Below are 17,097 nucleotides of genomic sequence, written 5' to 3' on the forward strand. Positions count from 1 at the left end.
GGTCCCCAAGACCTTTGACAACTTTGATTTCAGCCGAGTCACCGGAAAGAATGTTGACAAGCTCCGTAGCCTCCCCACGCTGTCTGCCCTCTATGCTCACAAAAACCTTAGGTTTCTTTACAAAGGCATAATCATAAATCACAACAAAAACCGAGCCAGCCTACACTAAAACGTCGCTTTTTTCAAGGAAAAGGCGGCGTTTTTTTCATGGCCCGGTTTTGGAAAGGAGTGGTGCTGACTTAATACTAAAACGAAAGGGGGAATTTTTTTAGCTGGCCAGGCCGGGAGGTCTGGCCTTTTTTCATCTCACGAAAAAGGAGGTTAACACCCCATAAGCGTCCGAGGAAATTGGTCTCCCCGGACTCTTTTTCTGCCTCTTTCATAAATCTATTGTAAATTGCAATGGGAGGGACGGCGTATTGATTCAAAAACGGGTTTTGGATCAGATCGGCGAGGTGGTGCGTCTTTGTGAGGACACCGACGGTATTGTGATTGTAAACCGAAATGGGATAGTAGAGTATCACCGTATCTCGCTGGACAGCTACTGGTGCTCTCAGGAGACGGAGGGGTGCCATATTCTGGAGCTTTATCCCGAACTGGACGAGGACAGCAGCACCATTCTGCAGGCCCTCAAGACGGGTAAAGCTACTTATAATGTGTTGCAGGACATCAACAACCGGCGGGGCCAGCGGGTACTGCTGGAGTCCACCACCATTCCCATCGTAGTGGACGGGCAGGTGGAGTGTGTGGTGGACTCCTCCAAGTACCACGCCATTGATCAGCGGGTGATCCGTGGAGACAGCGGGGGACTGTACACCCTGGACCATATCATCACCCAGGACACGGCTATGCTGACCCTGAAGGAGCGTATCCGGAATGTGGCGCCCCTGGACTCCTCGGTGCTTATCTACGGGGAGACGGGCACGGGCAAGGAACTGGTGGCCGAGTCCCTCCACAGTGAGGGAAAACGCTCCGGCAAGCCCTTTGTCTCCCAGAACTGCGCCGCCATTCCCTCCAATCTGCTGGAAAGCCTGTTCTTTGGAACGGAGAAGGGCAGCTACACCGGCGCGCTGACCCGGAAGGGACTGCTGGAGGAGGCCGACGGAGGCAGCCTCTTTTTGGATGAGATCAACTCCATGGAGATTGGCCTCCAGGCCAAATTGTTAAAGGTATTGGAGGAGAAGAAGGTGCGCCGCCTGGGTGGCAGCCGGGATATTCCCTTTGATGTGCGCATCGTGGCGGCGGTCAACGAGGACCCGGCCAAGCTGATCCGGGAGCACCGCCTCCGGGAGGACCTGTATTACCGGCTGGGCGTGGTGCGCATTACCCTGCCGCCGCTGCGTAAGCGGAAGGGGGATATCGCCCTGCTGACCCGCCACTTTATCGAGTGCTATAATCAGAAGATGAAGCGGGATATCCGGGGCATCAGTGAGCAGGCCCTGCGCCGCCTGGAGCAGTACAGCTGGCCGGGCAATGTGCGGGAGCTGCAGAACGTGGTGGAAGGCGCCTACGTCTCCGCGCGGTCCGAGATGCTGATGATGGACCATATGACGGACATCCTGGATCAGGGGCTGATGGAGCTGGACCAGGAGCCTGCCGGCGGGGATACCATCGAAGATGGCTTTTCGCTGCCCCAGGCTCTGGAGCAGTATGAGCGGGAGCTGGTGCGCAGAGCCATGGCCCAGTCCAGCTCTATCTCCCAGGCAGCCCGCCTGCTGGGGGTATCCCGGCAGAATCTGAAGTACAGACTGCAAAAATTTAACCTGTAAGAAATTTTGCGCCGCAAAAAATTTTGCGTCATTATGTGACAGATCTATCCAACAGAAAAGCTGTTCTGTTCGCCCAATGAAGGGGGAAAAGACCCTCTTTCCGGTACAAAAGGCGGAGAGAACAGCTTTTTTGCGCCGCAGTCAAAGAGTTGGCACATGGCTTGCCAATATAAAAGGCAAAACAAAGCAACGGCGAGAAAGGAAGATAGATATGCGAAAACTCCGCTACAACGGCGCAGTCACATCAATGGATGGCTCCATGAGCCGCTATGAGGCCATCGGTACTCAGGATGGCAAGATCGTATTTCTGGGAACAAGCCAGGAGGCGCTGGCCCAGCAGTGGGATGAAACGGTGGATCTGAAGGGGGCCGCGGTGCTGCCCGGCTTCAACGACACCCACATGCACCTGCTCCACTACGCCATGTTCCGGCGGAACGTGCCCCTGCTCGGGGTAAAGACCATCGACGAGGTGGTGGAGCGCTGCAAGGCCCGCATTGACGCAGAGCACCCCGATTACCTCATCGGCATGGGCTGGAACCAGGAGACCATGGAGGAGGGGCGGCTGCTGACCAAAGAGGATATGGACCGCATCTCCACCGACATCCCGGTGTGTATGCTGCGTACCTGCATTCACATTGCCGCCTGCAACACGGTAATGCTGGAAAAGATCCGTGCCTTAAAGCATGTGGAGCCCGAGGTCATGGCTCTGGTGGACTTTGAAAACGGCATCCTGCGGGAGAACGCCGCCCGGCTCTATATGGACGTGCTGCCCCAGGCCGACGACGCCTATGTGAAGCAGCTGATCCGGGAAGGGCAGAGGGAACTGAACGCCGCCGGCATCACCTGCGTCCACTCCGATGACCTGATGGCCATTGCCGGCATGGACCCCATCCGGCTCATCGGCATTTACCGGGAGATGGAGGCCGACGGAGAGCTGACCGTACGGGTGTACGAGCAGTGCCTGGTGGAGCCCGAGGACTTTGAGCGGCTCAAGGGTGTGCGCAGCGATCCGGCCGACCGGACCAGCCTGTTCCGCACCGGCCCCCGCAAGCTGCTCCAGGACGGCTCTCTGGGCGCCAAATCCGCCGAGATGATCGACGGCTATGTGGACGAGCGGGACAACCACGGTATTCCGATTTATACGGAGGAAGAGCTGTGCCACCGCATCCAGGCCGCTCACGACGTCCATATGGATGTGGCGGTCCACGCCATCGGCGACCTGGCACTGAAGAAGGTGTGCGACGCTATGGAGCAGGCGGAGAAGGCCAATCCCTGGCCGGATCACCGCCACGGCATCGTCCATGCCCAGACCACCACCCCCGCGCTGCTGGAGCGGATGAAGGCGCTGGGCCTCCAGGCCTATATCCAGCCCATCTTCATCGACGCCGACATGAATATCATTGCCGAGCGGGTGGGGGAGGAGCACTCCAGGGACTGCTACAACTGGAAGGCCATGCTGGATCTGGGCCTGCGGGTCAGCGGCGGCTCCGACTGCCCGGTGGAGCCCTTCAACGTGCTGGACAACATGCGCTCCGCCATCACCCGACAGAACCGGACGGGCACCAAGACCTATCTGCCCGAGCAGGCCCTCACTGTGGAGCAGGCTGTCCGCCTCTTCACCTCTGACGCCGCCTGGCCCAGCCGGGACGAGGCGGTCCGGGGCACCCTGGAGGTGGGCAGGCAGGCCGATCTGGTGGTGCTGGAGCAGGATCTGTTTCACACCGAGCCCAGCCAGTTCCCCCAGGTCAGAGTACTGGAGACCGTGCTCAACGGAGTTACCGTATATCAGGCATAACGCGGGCAGCCGCGTGGCATAGAAAGGAGAGCTCCCTATGAATGAGATGCTGGAAAAGGCCCGAGCCATCGAGGCGCAGATCATCGCCGACCGGCGCTGTCTGCACCAGATCCCCGAGGTGGGCGTGTATACCCCCAAAACGGCGGAATATGTGAAAAAGCGGCTGACTGAGATGGGCATACCTAATCATGACTGCGGCGTCCACACCAAGGAGGAGCGGGAGAAGATGGTGTTTGCCGGGTATCCCGACGCCCCTGAATCCACCGGTGTGGTGGGCCTCATCGGTAAGGGCGGCCCCTGCATCCTGTTGCGGGCCGATATGGACGGCCTCCCCATGGAGGAGACCACCGGCCTGGATTTTGCCTCCAAGGGAAACACCGCTCACATGTGCGGCCACGATGCCCATGCCGCCATGCTGCTGGGCGCGGCTCAGATCCTGAAGGATATGGAGGATGAACTGCCCGGTACTGTGAAGCTGATGTTCCAGCCCGGCGAGGAGATGGGTTACGGCTCCCGCACCATGGTGGACGACGGTCTGCTGGAAAACCCCAAGGTGGACGCGGCCATGGCCCTCCATGTGGGCTCTCAGGTGGAGGTGGGCAAGCTGAACTACTCTCCCGGCGTGGCCTCCGGCGCCATGGCCACCTTCATCGTCAGTATTCAGGGCAAGGGCGGCCACTCCTCCGAGCCCCAGAAGACCATCGACCCGGTGAATATCGCCACCCAGGTGTGCTCTGCGCTGAACATGCTCATTCCCCGGGAGGTGGACCCCGAGGCCTTTGCCACCATGACGGTGGGCGCCCTCAACGGCGGCCGGGCCTCCAACATCATCCCGGACACCGCGGAGATCATGGTGTCCTTCCGAACCCTCAGCCCGGAGGCCTACGACCACCTGATCGAGCGCATCCCCGAGATCCTGGAGCATTACATTAAGGCCTGGCGGGGCACCTACGATGTGAGGGTGCTCAAGACCCCCAGCACCGTGTGCGACCCGGACTTCTCTGCGGAGATCGTCCCCTTCGCCGCCGAGATTCTGGGGGAAGAGAACGTGAAGCCTGTGCCCCCCATGAAGGGCGCCGAGGACTTCGGCCATGTGACCCGCCATGTGCCCGGCTTCTATGCCTTTATGGGCGCAGGCTCCCCCGACGGTTACCCCCTGCACAATCCCAACATGGTGCTGGACGAGAGCGCCTTTGCCATCGGCACCGCCATTCTGGCCAACAGCGCGGTAAAGTGGCTCAAGAGCAAGGCGGACAAGTAAAACACTCCAAGCTGGTAAAATAGAGGAGGACCTGAGAATGGGAAAGACACTGCAAAAGAAAAAGGGCTTTAGTTTGCCCCACGTGTACGCAGTTATTTTGATCCTGATGCTGCTGGTCGCCATCATGACCTATGTGGTGCCTGCCGGCAGCTATGTCCGCGTGGATAACGCGGTAGACCCCGACAGCTTCACCTATGCCGAGCAAACCCCTGTTGGCTTTCTGGGCTTCTTCACCGCCATCCATCAGGGCGTGGTTGAGAGTTCCAGCATCATCGGCGCTGTGCTGCTCATCAGCGGCTGCATCCAGATCATCCAGTATACCGGCGCGTTTTCTGCCGGAATCCAGACCCTGATCCGCAAAGCCAATGGCAAGGGCCTGGCCATGGTGATCCTGTTCTTCACCCTGTTCACCGGCCTGGGGGTCATCGGTTACCTGGACGCCCTTTACCCCTTCTATCCCATCATTATTTCTCTGTTCATCACATTGGGCTATGACAAAATGGTGGGCACCGCTATTATCCTGCTGTCCACCGCCGTCGGTTTCACCTGCGGCATGGTCAACCCCTACACCACCGGCGTGGCGCAGACTCTGGTGGGTCTGCCCATGTACTCCGGTATCGGTTTCCGCGCCGTGGGCCTGGTGATCTTCTATGTGATCGCTCTGTTCTTCCTGACCCGCTACTGCATCAAGATCAAGAAGGACCCCAAGAACAGCGTGATGGGCGAGAATTACCTTCAGGAGCAGACCGCACCCATGGAGTTCGAGGAGGGCCTGCAGTTCACCGCCGGCCGGATCGTCATCATCCTGGCCTTCCTGGTTACCATTGTCATCTCCGTGGTGGGCTCCCTGCTGTGGAAGTGGGGTCTGCCTGAGATCACCGCCATCTATTTCCCTGTAACCATTCTGGCGGTCATTATCTCCCGCACCAACGTCTCCCAGGCCTGCGTCGAGTTTGGCAAGGGCATGGCCGGCGTGGTGGCTCCCACCATGGTCATCGGCCTGAGCCGCGCCGTGTCCGTGATCCTCACCGAGGGCAACATCACCGACACCATCATCCACGCCATGGCCGACGTGCTGGACGGCAAGAGCCCGGTCATTACTCTGCTGGTAGTCTATGTGTTCGTCACCGCCTTCAACTTCTTTGTTGGCTCCGGTTCCGGCAAGGCTGTGGTTCTGATGCCCATTCTTCAGCCCATGGGCCAGGTCCTGGGTATCAACCAGCAGGTTATGGTGCTGGCCTACCAGTACGGCGACGGCTTCACCAACACCTTCTGGCCCACCTCCGCTCTGCTGGCTCTGTCCCTGTGCGACATGGACTACGGCCATTGGTTCAAGTTTGCCTGGAAGATTTATGTCTGCCTGATCGCGGCTGGCTTCGCCCTTGTTGTCGTTGCCAACCAGATCGGCTACGGACCCTTCTGAATTCCGGAAAAGGAGTTGTGAACCGGTCCGGTAAAAAGGGATAGTGACAAAAGGCCCCCTGATGTAGGAAAATAGACTACATCAGGGGGCCTTGCTATGGAAAAATGGAATCATAGGGGATGCTGTTCTGGAAGTAGTTGCGCACAATGATCATGTTGCCCACAGCCACACCTCCCGGCAAGAACAGGGACCACATGCTGCCCACCAGCCCGGTACTCTTTACCACCAGATAGGTGGGGACCAGGCCGCCGCCAAAGTACATGGTGATCAGGAAAAAGATACTCAGGAATTTTCGTCCCGGAAGGTCCCGCTGGGCCATGGGATAGGCGGTAATGTAGAGCATGGTCACAGAAAATATTGTGCCAATCACGGTGTATTTTACCGAGTTGAAAAATCCGGAGAGGATGTTGGGGTCCTGAAAAACCGCCATATATCCGTCCAGCGTGAAGCCGCTGGGGAACAGGAAGGTCTTTCCGGCATAGACATCATAGGGGTCGGAGACAGAGGCGATCAGAACATAGTAGAGGGGGTAGGCCACAATGAGCAGCACCACCGCGGTGATCACCACCAAAATAATATCGCTGGTGCGCTCGGAAAATCCAATCCTTTTTTTCAAGCACTCCACCCCCTATACAAATTCCACGTCCGAGGCCTTGGACGCGATCTTGTTGACGATGAGCAGCAAAATGATATTGACCGCCGTGTTGAACAGTCCCACAGCCGTGGAGTAACTGTACTTGGCGCTTTCGATACCCTGCTGATAGACATATACGGCGATGACATCGCTGGTAGCCTTGTTCAGATCGGTCTGGAGAAGCCAAACCTTCTCAAAACCAACATTCATCAGTCCGCCCGCCGCCATGATCAGGTTCAGGATAGCCATGGGCAGCAGCTCCGGCAGGTCGATGTTCTTGATGCGCTGAAATACGGAGGCGCCGTCGATTTTTGCCGCTTCGTAAAGCCTTGGGTCCACATTGGCCAGGGTGGCCAGATAGATGATGCAGCCCCAGCCGGCGTCCTGCCAGATACCAGAGGCGATGTAGATGGTGCGGAAGGCGGAGGACTCCGTCAGAAAATCAATGCTGGTGCCAAATATCAGATTGATGAGCCCGCCGGAGGGGCTCAGGAAGATGCGCAGCATGCCGCAGACCACCATGATGGAAATAAAGTGGGGCGCATACAGGACCGTCTGGACCAGCCGCTTGTAGCGCTGGAAACGGAGTTGATTGATAATCAGAGATAAAATAATGGGAATGGGGAAGGTCCACAGCAGACTGTACAGGCTGATGAGAACCGTATTTTTGATCATCCGGACGCAGGTGGGAGAGCTGAAAAATCGCTCAAACCAATATAGACCCACCCACTGACTGCCTGTATAGCCCCGACTGGCTTTAAAGTCCCGGAAGGCAATCTGAATGCCGTACATGGGGATATACTTGTAGATGATGGTCAGTACCACCGGGATCAACAAGAGCAGGTAGAGCTGCCAGTTGTCCAAAATTTGACGGCTCAAAGGTTTTCCGCGTGGGGGAAGGACTCCTGACACGGGTTTGTATGGTTGACTCACATTGTCTCACTCCCTGTTTAGCGTTATGGCCTTATATCTGCGTTTTGTTTTATCTGATCCCGTGCAAATGTAACCATATTTCGAAGTGTAACGTTTCACAGCGAGAGAGAAAAGAACACCCCGGATAACAGGGTGAAACGTTACGCTTAAATTTAAACCAATCATACGCCGTGTTTTCTGGTTGTGTCAAGGAGATTGAACATCATTTTTGCGCTTCTCTGTTCTCTATAAAAAAGTAGACGGTTTTTTGTGCAATCTGAGAGGAGAATCAAAAAGGAAATAAAAACCTAAAAAAGAGCTTGCAAAAAAACGTTTCACGTATATAATGAAGTTATCTTTATGAAATTCCATGGAATATCTGTGATACGTTTCACACCATAAAAGGCGGTGATACAGATGAGACGGGGTTCCGCTCCGACGATGAAAGATGTGGCCCAGGAGGCGGGCGTGGCACTGGGGACAGTGTCCAAGGTGTTCAACAATGGCTCGGTAGGCGAGGACTACCGCCGTCGGGTATTGGCGGCAGCCGAGCGGTTGGGCTACCAGGTCAATAGCTATGCCCGGGGGTTGAAGACCAACCGGACCTATACGGTGGCGGTGGTGCTGCCCAATATCATCAACCCCTTCTTTGCGCTCCTGGCCCAGAATCTCTGCCAGGCATTGACCAAGCGGGGCTATCGGATGTTTTTGTCCATCACTGACTTTGATCCGGCGGCTGAGCAGCGGTATATCCACATGGCCCAGCAGAACCAGGTGGACGGGATCATCGGGCTGACCTATAATCCGGACCTGCAGGTGGCGGACAAGGTCCCCTTTGTCAGCTTTGACCGCTATGTGAGCCCCGACGTTCCCTGTGTGGCCTCGGACAATTTTGGCGGCGGGCAGCTGGCAGCCAAAAAGCTGGTGGAGCTGGGCTGCGGGCGGCTGCTGTTTCTGCGTATCGGCTCTCCCGTAGCAGGGGAGTCGGAGAAGCGGCGGAACGGATTTGAGACCTTTTGCCGTGGAGCTGGGGTGGAATATGACACCCTCTATCTGTGCGACAGCGACGGGTATGAGCCCTTTCGGACGTTTTTGCAGACCCATATTCACCAGGGACATCTGGATTATGACGGTATTTTCTGCTGTACCGATGTCCTGACGCTGGAGATTCAAAAAATGCTTTCAGAGCTGGGGATCCACGCCCCTCGGGATGTACAGCTCATTGGCTTTGACGGAACGGCCATCCACATGGGCCGCGCGCCTGAGTGCTCCACCATTGTCCAGCCCATTCCTCTCCTGGCTGAGACCTGCGTGGATATTCTCCTAAAAGGGGACAAAAGCGATCTGCCCAGCCTTATCTGCTTGCCGGTGAGCTATGCGCCCGGCGGTACAACCCAAGACCCAGTTTAAAAGTAGGGAGGTCGGCGTATGGCCAGCGAGTATCTCAAATGGAAATATCTGGATGTTCATCCAGAGCAGACGGTGGAATTGACACCCCGGCAGAGACGGGCAAACTGGTGGTACTATCATAAATGGCATATCCTTCTGGGGGTAGGGCTGCTTGCCCTGGGAGTCTATCTGGGGGCCAGAGTCCTGGGGATCGGGCAGGTTTTGCCAGACTATCAGGTGGCCTATGTTGCTTCTGCCGCCCTGCCGGAGGATACAGCGGCTGCCTTGGAAAACGCTCTGGCGGAGCTGGGGACTGACTGTAACGGCGACGGCCAGGTGGTGGTCCGCTTAAATCAGTATGTGACAGGGGGCGGCTCCGGTGAGGAGGCTGTGTACGCCTATGCGGGCAGCACGAAGCTGATGGCCGATCTAAACGCCTGCGACAGCTATTTTTTCCTGTTGGAGGACCCGGAGGCTTTTCAGGAGGCCTATCATATTCTCCGCCGTTTGGACGGTAGCCTGCCGGAAGAGACAGAACAGGACTATGAAAGCTGTTATCTCTCCTGGTCCGAATGCCAGGCCCTCCGGGCGCTGCCTTTGGGAGAGTATACGGAGGAAGTCCTGAACCAGAAGATCCACGGAGACAGCCAGGAGCGGCTCGCTTCGCTTTTCGTGGCTCGCCGGGGATTCTGGACGGAGCGTACTTGTTCCTATTCTGAGGAATGCGACGCGCTTTGGACCGTGATCACGGAGGGAAGCGAACAGTGAGATGGTGGAAATATGGGGCCACGCTGCTCTTGATGACAGGTCTGCTGGGATTGAACGGATGCAGCCGGTATCCCGAGCAGGCCAATGACGGGACGCTGTGGGATCCCAATTGGACCATGCTTGGGTCTGTGCTGGGCGTGGAGGAGCCGGGAAACGGCTTTTCTCTGTTAAACAATTATTCCGTACTGACCGGGGAAGATATCTACTATGCCGCCTGGGTGGCGGGGAAGCCCACCGGCTACACCAACGAGGACGGCGAGGATGTGGAGGTCTATGACGCCCAGCTCTATCTGCTTGCGGTGGGATGTGCGGATGAGACCTATGCCCGGAAAAATCAAGAGGAGTGGATCACCCGGCAGCAGGAGACCTATACGGTAACAGAGACCTGGAACGAGACCTGCAATGGCCAGGAGTATACTCTGCTGGCCTATGAGTGCGGCTCGGAGACCAACCCTTATAGCAGGGGGGTGTCGGCCTTTGCGATTTGCGGGACATACGCCGTCAGCGCCGAGCTGGCTTGCCGGCAGGATTTTACCGGACAGGAACGGGAGATTCTGCTCCAATTTTTGAATGGCTGCCATTATAGTTTGTGAACGAAGGGAGGAAGTGTTGTGGGTTTATTTGTCCGTGAGGATCCGTACGATGATCCCGATGTGCGCCAGGTGGGATTCAACCGATATAAGCAGCTGCTCTCCCGGCACGCCTTTTCCTGGCTCAAGCTCAATCTGCTCACCATGCTGGGCGCCCTTCCTCTGGCGGCGGGTATCGGATATGCTATCCTGTCCAGCAGTATTCTGCTCCTGATCCCCTTGTCTATCCTGGGTGGGATGATCTGGGGCCCCTTCCTGGCAGGACTCTACGACGGCATCCTCCGTGGATTACGGGACGCGCCAGAGCGTTGGCGGATGTCCTGGCTGAAGAGCTGGCGGCAAAATGGCAGAGAAAGTCTGCTTTCTGGGGCGATTACGGGCTTGTTCATTGGTATGTACGCCTTTATGGCGGCCCTGTTCTGGTGGTCTGTGGCGCCTCAAACACCGGGCACGCTTGCCCTGTACCTGTTCTCTGGAGCCCTGTTTCTTCTGCTCAACACCCTTTACTGGCCCCAGCTGGTTCTGTTCCGCCAGACCACTTTGAACCGTATGCGAAATATGATTCTGTTTACGGCAAAATATTTCTGGCGGATGGCGGGGGTAACCCTTTTGCAGGTCGTTTATATCCTGATTTACGTGCTTTTGGCTCCATGGACCCTGCTGTTGCTTCCATTTCTGGGGCTGTGGTACATCACCTTTTTATCTCAGATTCTCATTTACGAACAGATGGATAAGGAACTTGGGATTGAGGAACAGTTCCGAGCGGCTCATTCCGGGTCACGCCCCAGCTCAGAGGCATGTTCTTAAGCCTTGTGAATACATGGATTCCAGCCTCTCAAAAAATGAAAGTAGACACTCACACTTTTGTGAGTGTCTACTTTCATTTTGCAGGTATAAGAAAACGATTTCCTGGCGTTTTTTATGAAGAGGAGGAGGGGATGCTAAGATCTTCCCTGAACTTTGGCCCATTTATGCGTCCCCAAGACAGAAAAAGGTAAATTCTCCCGTGGCCAGAAGCGTTCCATTCTCATCGGTAATGGTGACTGATACCAACGCTGTCGTGCGTCCATAGTGCAGGACTGTAGCGGAGGCAGTTACCACACCCTGCTCAGCTGAATGAATAAAATGGACCGTTCCGTCCAGAGTCACATATTTTCTGCCATCGGTACGGCAGGCAGTTCCGCCCGCACAATCGGCCAGGGTATAGTAGGCGCCGCCGTGGAGTTTGCCATAGGGGTTTAGATGAGCTGGTCCCATGGTCAGCTGAGCTTCTGCCTTTCCAAGCTCCAACTGTCTTATGATGACATTGTTGTGAATGGCAAATGCGTTTGCGCGGGCAACGGACTGAAATGCTTCTTCGGATATCATAACAACATTCCTTTACTATGCCAGTATAATTTTATTGCCTTCTACATGATCTACGGTTGCCAATGCCTCCACACGAATTCCCATACGGCGCAAGACTTTGCCACCTTCACGCATGGACTTTTCGATTGCGACGCCTACGCCGGCGGTCTCACCGCCGGCCTTGGAAACCAACTCCAGCAGGCTCAGCATGGTTTGGCCATTAGACAGAATATCGTCTACCAGAAGTACCAGATCATCAGAAGTGAGGTATCGTTTGGAAACACGAAGCGTGTAGGATTTATCCAAGGAAAAGGAATGGGTGTCAGCAGAATAAACGTCAGGGTCAATATATCCGGTTTGAAATTTTTTCGCATACAGTACCGGAACGCCGAGTGCCCGTGCGGTGAAACACGCAAGGGCGATCCCCGAGCTTTCAGCCGTCAACACCTTGGTGATCCGCTCGCCACGAAAGCGCTTTGACAGCGCGTTCCCCATTCGTTCCATCAGCCCCATGTCCATGCAGTGGTTGAGGAACATGTCCACATGAATGATATCGCCTTCACCAACGACTGCGTCGCTGAGAATGCGCCGCTTTAATTCGTCCATAGAGCTCCTTTCTACTGCCAAAAGGAATAGGCATTTTTATTTATTATATCTCATTTTATATTGCCATGCAATATTGACAAGCGCATAAAAATACGGTATCCTAGTGCAGGCGATCTTGTTTCAACAACTTTCTATATTTGCAGCGGTATCGAAGTGGTCATAACGGGGCTGACTCGAAATGGATGGGGGCTTAGGTTGCTTTGTCCGCGAGAAGTGATTGATTTTTAGCTGTTTCCAGTTTTTTTACTCACTGATCCCTGCGTAGTTCTCTCCAACAGTTCTCTCCAATTCTCTCCGGAATGAGGATGGAGCGCCTGTGGGAGTGACCGATTTGGAGATGTACCCAAGTGGTTGAAGGGTCCGCACTCGAAATCATGTTATCTGCGCCAAAAACTGAATATTTTCTAAATGGAGACGTATCGAAGCGGTCATAACGAGCTCGACTCGAAATCATGTTTCCAGTTTGGAAGTCCACACCACCGAAAAGCCAGTAATCATGCGGGTTTGCGGGCAAGTTCAAATCGTGAAATGGGGTCTGTTCTATCCTGTTGTTCTGCCCTGTTTCCACGGCTTGAATTTTGCGGGAAAATGGCTATAATGAGAGCAGCCATCTGAAGGCCACTTTGAGAGGTGTGTTTTGGGGTTCCGTAGTTACCGCTATCGTCCCTGATTTTCCATCATCATCCAAGTTGGTGTAATGATTCGAAATCAGGTTTCCTATGCGGAGTGCCAAACGGCTGAAACCCTTGGAACCATGCGGGTTCCAGCCGAGTTCAAATTGAATAATGTTGCTTGTTCTATCCTGTTGTTCTTCCCGATTTCCACCGGCTGAATTGGTCGGCGGGTCGGGACCAGGGATATAACATAAATTTGGAGATGTACCCAAGCGGTTGAAGGGTCCGCACTCGAAATGCGGTAGGTCGGCTCAAAACCGGCGCGAGAGTTCGAATCTCTCCATCTCCGCCATGAGGTCTGCCAGCGAAAAGCTGGTAGACCTCTTTCCTTTTTATGGAGAAACCGCCGATAGGTTTTGCAGCATGGGCGCCACAATGTCCTGCTCAATGGCTGCGGCGGATTGTTTTTTCGTGGCATATTGCAGATGCCCGTAAATATCCACCGTTGTTGAAATCTCACTGTGTCCCAGCCATTCTTTTACCTGTTCCATCGGAACACCGTTAGCCAGCAAAAGCGAGGCACAGGTATGGCGAAGATCGTGGAAACGAATGTGCCGTAAATTGTTCTTGGCAAGCAACTTCCCAAAGGTCGAGGACACATAGTTGGGTTTAATGAGATTGCCAATCACATCGACACAGACATATCCCAGATATTCTTTGTTGTAGGCGCGCCCGCACAGCTTGCGATTTTCTTCCTGCTGTTTCTTGGCCTCCAGCAACCGTTCTTTCAAAAAAGGAATCAATGGATAAGTCCGCAGACTGGATTTGTTCTTTGCCTTGTCCTTCTTAATCGTGACCCGCTCTCCCTTTACATTGCAGGTTGTTACCGTATGCCGAATGGAGAAGCAGTTATGGTTGAAGTCAAAGGCACTCCATTTCAAACCGATAACCTCACTGCGGCGCAGGCCGTAAAAAGCAGTCAGTAGAACTACCAGCTCGATCTTATGCCCCTTGATAACTTCAAACAGATTCAGGACTTCCGAATCCAGGTAGTAGTCACCCTTGAAGGGTTCAGGCTTGGAAATGATAATCCGGTCAGCCGGATTGCTTGGAATCAGATTTTTGTCAACCGCATAATTCAACGCCCCATGAATCAGAGCGTGGTAATGTTTAACGGTGGTCGGCTTGACCCGTTCCAATTCTTTCTCATAAAAAGCGAGAATATCTTGTTTGGTAAGGTCACAAAGGGCGACAGGATGCTCTCGGAAATACGGGGCGATGGGGTTGTTAAGCTGTTGTTCGTATCCCGAATAGGTCGAGAGTTCAATGGGCTTGCTGTCCATCACCCGTCCGGTAGCAGACTTGTACTTGTACTCAAGCCACTGGTACAGGAAATCCACAAAGGAAATCGCTGCGGATGACGGGCCAGACGGAGAAGCCGACTGCTGTGAGGCCGTAGTCTCCTGAAGCAGCTTTTCCGTCCATTCTTTTCGGATGGTGGGAAGCATATTGTTTGCCCAGGTCTTATTGCCCTTGACTTTCTTATGGGTGGGAATCCATTTGGGCTTTCTCTTACCGTTCTCATCGGTAAGGTTTAGAACCCAATAGAGATACCCTTTTTTCTCGGCCACATGGCCGGAGATTAGTTTGCTGTTTTCTTGCAGGTGTACCGCTGGCATACTGATCTGTTCCTCCTTTTGCGGTATTGAGTTCACCTACCAATGACACCTTTATTGTATCATCGGACAGAACAAAACTCCAGGTAAATCCGCGTCAGAATTGTTAACTTTCTGCGTCTATCCGGTGAAGATCGACACCATAGCCTGCTACTCCGCAAAAGTGGAGCAGGTGATTTTCAAATAACGAAGAATGTGGGCTTTGGGGATGCGGTAAGCCCGTCCAATTTTAAGGTACTCAATTTTCCCATCTTTAAGTAACTTGTACCCGGTTTTTGTACTGACGCCAAGCGCCTCACACATTTGACCAATGTCCATCACATCCGGGTAGTCTTTTAACATCAATCGGTAGGCATCTCTGGGAGAGAGTAGGCCGCCGTCATTTTCATACATTGTGAGTCCTCCTTTCGTTGGGGTATCCTATGCCGATGCTGATTGCCAGGGCTGCATCTACCTCCAGCATTTTTTCTTTACTGATACGCCCAATGTAACCACGGAGCCGCTTCCGGTCTATTGTCCGCAGTTGTTCCAACAGAAGCAGAGAGGTAGGCGCAAGCCCCGGCACATTCTCAAGTAGGATATGGGTAGGCAGACTGTTCTTCGCTTTTCTGCTGGTGATGGCTGCTGCAACAACGGTAGGACTAAAGTGATTCCCCACATCATTTTGGATAACAAGGACAGGGCGGATGCCGCCTTGCTCGGAGCCGACCACCGGGTTCAGGTCTGCATAGAACAGATCGCCACGCCGGATAGCCTTTCGCATAAACTGACCTCCTGAATATTAAGTAAGCCGGAAAACGGGGCAGGCCATAAGACCTGCCCCATTTCCGGCGAAATACAAAATCCGATTTGTTTTCTTGTTATGTGCCATTTGTCCTTGACACCCCGCACATATTGGGAAGTCATCAGTGACCGGCAGCGAACCGGCCCACGGGAATCTCACCCCTCCGAGGATCTCTCCGAGCTGCCCCCATTGCGTGATCCTGCAACCAGATGGTTTCCAAATGTTATGGACTACTCTGATCTTAAGCAGGGCTGTGGCTGGACAGGAGTACCATTATGCCCCTTTCCGGTCATGGCCGCGCCGGGTGCTGCCCGGTTTTTACAGGCTGCCGTTACTCGCTCATACAGGACAGGATTGTATGCAAGACCAATTATGATAATCAGGTGGGATCTGCTCATCATGTCCGTATAGGGGTGTGCCCCTCCTGGGCGGCAAAAACGCGCCTGCGGGCGGACGGGGGACGAAGGACGGGGGTTATTGCAGAGACGAAAACAGCGCCTGCGATTTCTCGCAGACGCTGTTAAAATACACTTATACAGACTCCTGAAACAAAGGCTGACATCCGACTTCCCGTTCGTAGTCGTCCGGGAAATGTTCCTTCAGCCACTGACTCTTATTTTTGATTGCCTCCTTGATTTCTGAGACATCGTACTCAGAATATTTCTCGGCAGCGATTACGAACGCAATAATTTCAGAGCCACATATGCGCTCATCATATCCCGCTATTTTTAGCACATCCTCGTTCAGAATAATTTTCTCACTATATGAGATAAAGAGGATGTCATCTTTCAGAAAATGATTCGTGATAAAATTCGGGTGGTAATGTAAGTGCCTTACACCTTTGGCAGAGAGGTAGCCAAAGTTTCTGTAGTATCGTCCATACACATACCACTCCGGTAGGTCTGCAGGAAGGATATGCGTTTTATAGTGTCCCTGTGAAAACAAGGTACCATCATCATTCCGCACAGCAAGGTGCTCATAGCCATTCCAGATAATTTTGGTTTCTGTATAGAGGTTCGCTTTTATCCGCTTACCCATGAATAGAATCACCTCCATGAGGCGCTGCTCAGTTGCTGATTGCAATCTGCGGCTCCATCAAATCTTCCAACCGACAATTCAAAGACTTGGCCAGTGCGCTCAAGGTGGATGCCTGTGCCTTGTTGATGTCGTTTTGTCTCTGCTCATACAGTTGGATCATCCGCAGTGCGACACCGGAGACTTCCGCAAGCTGCTTTTGGGAAAAGCCGTTTGCTCTGCGGATGCGCTTTAGGTTCGTCTCGCCCTCACCGAGATTTTCCTGAATCACCTTGTCCGCGGCCTCTGTGAACTTACTGATGTCCGCTTCGTGCAGCAGATACGTGGAGCAAACTCTGCTCACGGTCAGTCCGTGGGAGGCGATTTCTCGAAACGGTATTCCGGTCTTCCACATGATGTCAACAGGGGGGTCAATACGGCCCGGCGCTCACACCATGCTCACAGTTTTCCCGAAAACCTGCTCTGACGGGGCAAAACCCCAAGTCCCTGATTTG

Annotated in this window: 17 protein-coding genes and 1 tRNA gene; 9 read left to right on the forward strand and 9 right to left on the reverse strand. The window is 54.2% G+C overall.

Going from position 1 to position 17,097, the window contains the following annotated elements; genetic code table 11:
• Nucleotides 1–419: 419 nt before the first annotated feature.
• From B5F88_RS11095 to B5F88_RS11110, 4 genes are all read left to right on the forward strand, one after another.
• Entirely contained in the window at nucleotides 420–1,769 is a 1,350-nt protein-coding gene (locus tag B5F88_RS11095) for a sigma 54-interacting transcriptional regulator (RefSeq protein ID WP_242959748.1), read from the forward strand.
• Nucleotides 1,770–1,980: 211 nt separating this feature from the next.
• Nucleotides 1,981–3,564, forward strand: coding sequence for an amidohydrolase (locus tag B5F88_RS11100; protein ID WP_087345821.1), 1,584 nt, complete (start codon nucleotides 1,981–1,983; stop codon nucleotides 3,562–3,564).
• 37 nt (nucleotides 3,565–3,601) lie between these two features.
• Complete coding sequence (locus tag B5F88_RS11105) at nucleotides 3,602–4,825, forward strand: M20 family metallopeptidase (protein ID WP_207758041.1); 1,224 nt, start codon at nucleotides 3,602–3,604, stop codon at nucleotides 4,823–4,825.
• A 37-nt stretch (nucleotides 4,826–4,862) separates the two neighbouring features.
• Nucleotides 4,863–6,248: a TIGR00366 family protein gene (locus tag B5F88_RS11110; protein ID WP_087345825.1), complete on the forward strand. Its 1,386-nt coding sequence runs from the start codon at nucleotides 4,863–4,865 to the stop codon at nucleotides 6,246–6,248.
• Between the two features lie 94 nt (nucleotides 6,249–6,342).
• On the opposite strand, the gene B5F88_RS11115 is transcribed toward B5F88_RS11110, so the two are convergent.
• Nucleotides 6,343–6,864: a hypothetical protein gene (locus tag B5F88_RS11115; RefSeq protein ID WP_242959750.1), complete on the reverse strand. Its 522-nt coding sequence runs from the start codon at nucleotides 6,862–6,864 to the stop codon at nucleotides 6,343–6,345.
• Nucleotides 6,865–6,876: 12 nt separating this feature from the next.
• Nucleotides 6,877–7,761 carry an ABC transporter permease subunit gene (locus tag B5F88_RS11120; RefSeq protein ID WP_242959752.1) on the reverse strand — a complete coding sequence of 295 codons (885 nt, stop codon included), beginning with the start codon at nucleotides 7,759–7,761 and terminating at the stop codon, nucleotides 6,877–6,879.
• Between the two features lie 450 nt (nucleotides 7,762–8,211).
• Between B5F88_RS11120 and B5F88_RS11125 the strand changes: the two genes are divergently transcribed.
• From B5F88_RS11125 to B5F88_RS11140, 4 genes are read left to right on the forward strand one after another with little or no spacing between them, the layout of a single operon-like run.
• On the forward strand, nucleotides 8,212–9,204 hold the full coding sequence (locus B5F88_RS11125; RefSeq protein ID WP_242959753.1) for a LacI family DNA-binding transcriptional regulator: 993 nt from the start codon (nucleotides 8,212–8,214) through the stop codon (nucleotides 9,202–9,204).
• An 18-nt stretch (nucleotides 9,205–9,222) separates the two neighbouring features.
• Nucleotides 9,223–9,951 (forward strand): hypothetical protein, encoded by a 729-nt coding sequence (locus tag B5F88_RS11130; protein ID WP_087345835.1) that lies wholly within the window; start codon nucleotides 9,223–9,225, stop codon nucleotides 9,949–9,951.
• On the forward strand, nucleotides 9,948–10,544 hold the full coding sequence (locus tag B5F88_RS11135; protein ID WP_087345838.1) for a hypothetical protein: 597 nt from the start codon (nucleotides 9,948–9,950) through the stop codon (nucleotides 10,542–10,544). The genes B5F88_RS11130 and B5F88_RS11135 overlap by 4 nt, the downstream gene beginning before the upstream one ends.
• 18 nt (nucleotides 10,545–10,562) lie before the next feature.
• Nucleotides 10,563–11,348, forward strand: a complete 786-nt coding sequence (locus tag B5F88_RS11140) for a hypothetical protein (protein WP_087345841.1) — start codon at nucleotides 10,563–10,565, stop codon at nucleotides 11,346–11,348.
• A 162-nt stretch (nucleotides 11,349–11,510) separates the two neighbouring features.
• On the opposite strand, the gene B5F88_RS11145 is transcribed toward B5F88_RS11140, so the two are convergent.
• On the reverse strand, nucleotides 11,511–11,909 hold the full coding sequence (locus B5F88_RS11145; RefSeq protein ID WP_087345844.1) for a PaaI family thioesterase: 399 nt from the start codon (nucleotides 11,907–11,909) through the stop codon (nucleotides 11,511–11,513).
• 15 nt (nucleotides 11,910–11,924) lie between these two features.
• On the reverse strand, nucleotides 11,925–12,494 hold the full coding sequence (locus B5F88_RS11150; protein WP_087345847.1) for a xanthine phosphoribosyltransferase: 570 nt from the start codon (nucleotides 12,492–12,494) through the stop codon (nucleotides 11,925–11,927).
• Nucleotides 12,495–13,366: 872 nt separating this feature from the next.
• Between B5F88_RS11150 and B5F88_RS11155 the strand changes: the two genes are divergently transcribed.
• Nucleotides 13,367–13,460: transfer RNA gene (locus tag B5F88_RS11155), tRNA-Ser, on the forward strand.
• A 40-nt stretch (nucleotides 13,461–13,500) separates the two neighbouring features.
• Here B5F88_RS11155 and B5F88_RS11160 read toward each other — a convergent pair.
• The 5 genes from B5F88_RS11160 to B5F88_RS11180 form a co-directional block, all read right to left on the reverse strand.
• The gene (locus tag B5F88_RS11160) at nucleotides 13,501–14,787 is read right to left on the reverse strand and encodes a site-specific integrase (RefSeq protein ID WP_242959755.1); all 1,287 of its coding nucleotides are present in this window, start codon (nucleotides 14,785–14,787) and stop codon (nucleotides 13,501–13,503) included.
• A 147-nt stretch (nucleotides 14,788–14,934) separates the two neighbouring features.
• Complete coding sequence (locus B5F88_RS11165) at nucleotides 14,935–15,177, reverse strand: helix-turn-helix domain-containing protein (RefSeq protein ID WP_006354177.1); 243 nt, start codon at nucleotides 15,175–15,177, stop codon at nucleotides 14,935–14,937.
• On the reverse strand, nucleotides 15,170–15,547 hold the full coding sequence (locus B5F88_RS11170; protein WP_006354176.1) for a type II toxin-antitoxin system PemK/MazF family toxin: 378 nt from the start codon (nucleotides 15,545–15,547) through the stop codon (nucleotides 15,170–15,172). Before B5F88_RS11170 ends, B5F88_RS11165 begins: the two co-directional genes overlap by 8 nt.
• Before the next feature lie 552 nt (nucleotides 15,548–16,099).
• On the reverse strand, nucleotides 16,100–16,606 hold the full coding sequence (locus B5F88_RS11175) for a hypothetical protein (RefSeq protein WP_140402098.1): 507 nt from the start codon (nucleotides 16,604–16,606) through the stop codon (nucleotides 16,100–16,102).
• 28 nt (nucleotides 16,607–16,634) lie between these two features.
• Complete coding sequence (locus B5F88_RS11180; protein WP_242959757.1) at nucleotides 16,635–16,997, reverse strand: helix-turn-helix transcriptional regulator; 363 nt, start codon at nucleotides 16,995–16,997, stop codon at nucleotides 16,635–16,637.
• Between the last annotated feature and the right edge of the window lie 100 nt (nucleotides 16,998–17,097).

Origin of the sequence: Flavonifractor sp. An306 (genome assembly GCF_002159455.1) — a bacterium.
GTDB lineage: Bacteria > Bacillota > Clostridia > Oscillospirales > Oscillospiraceae > Flavonifractor.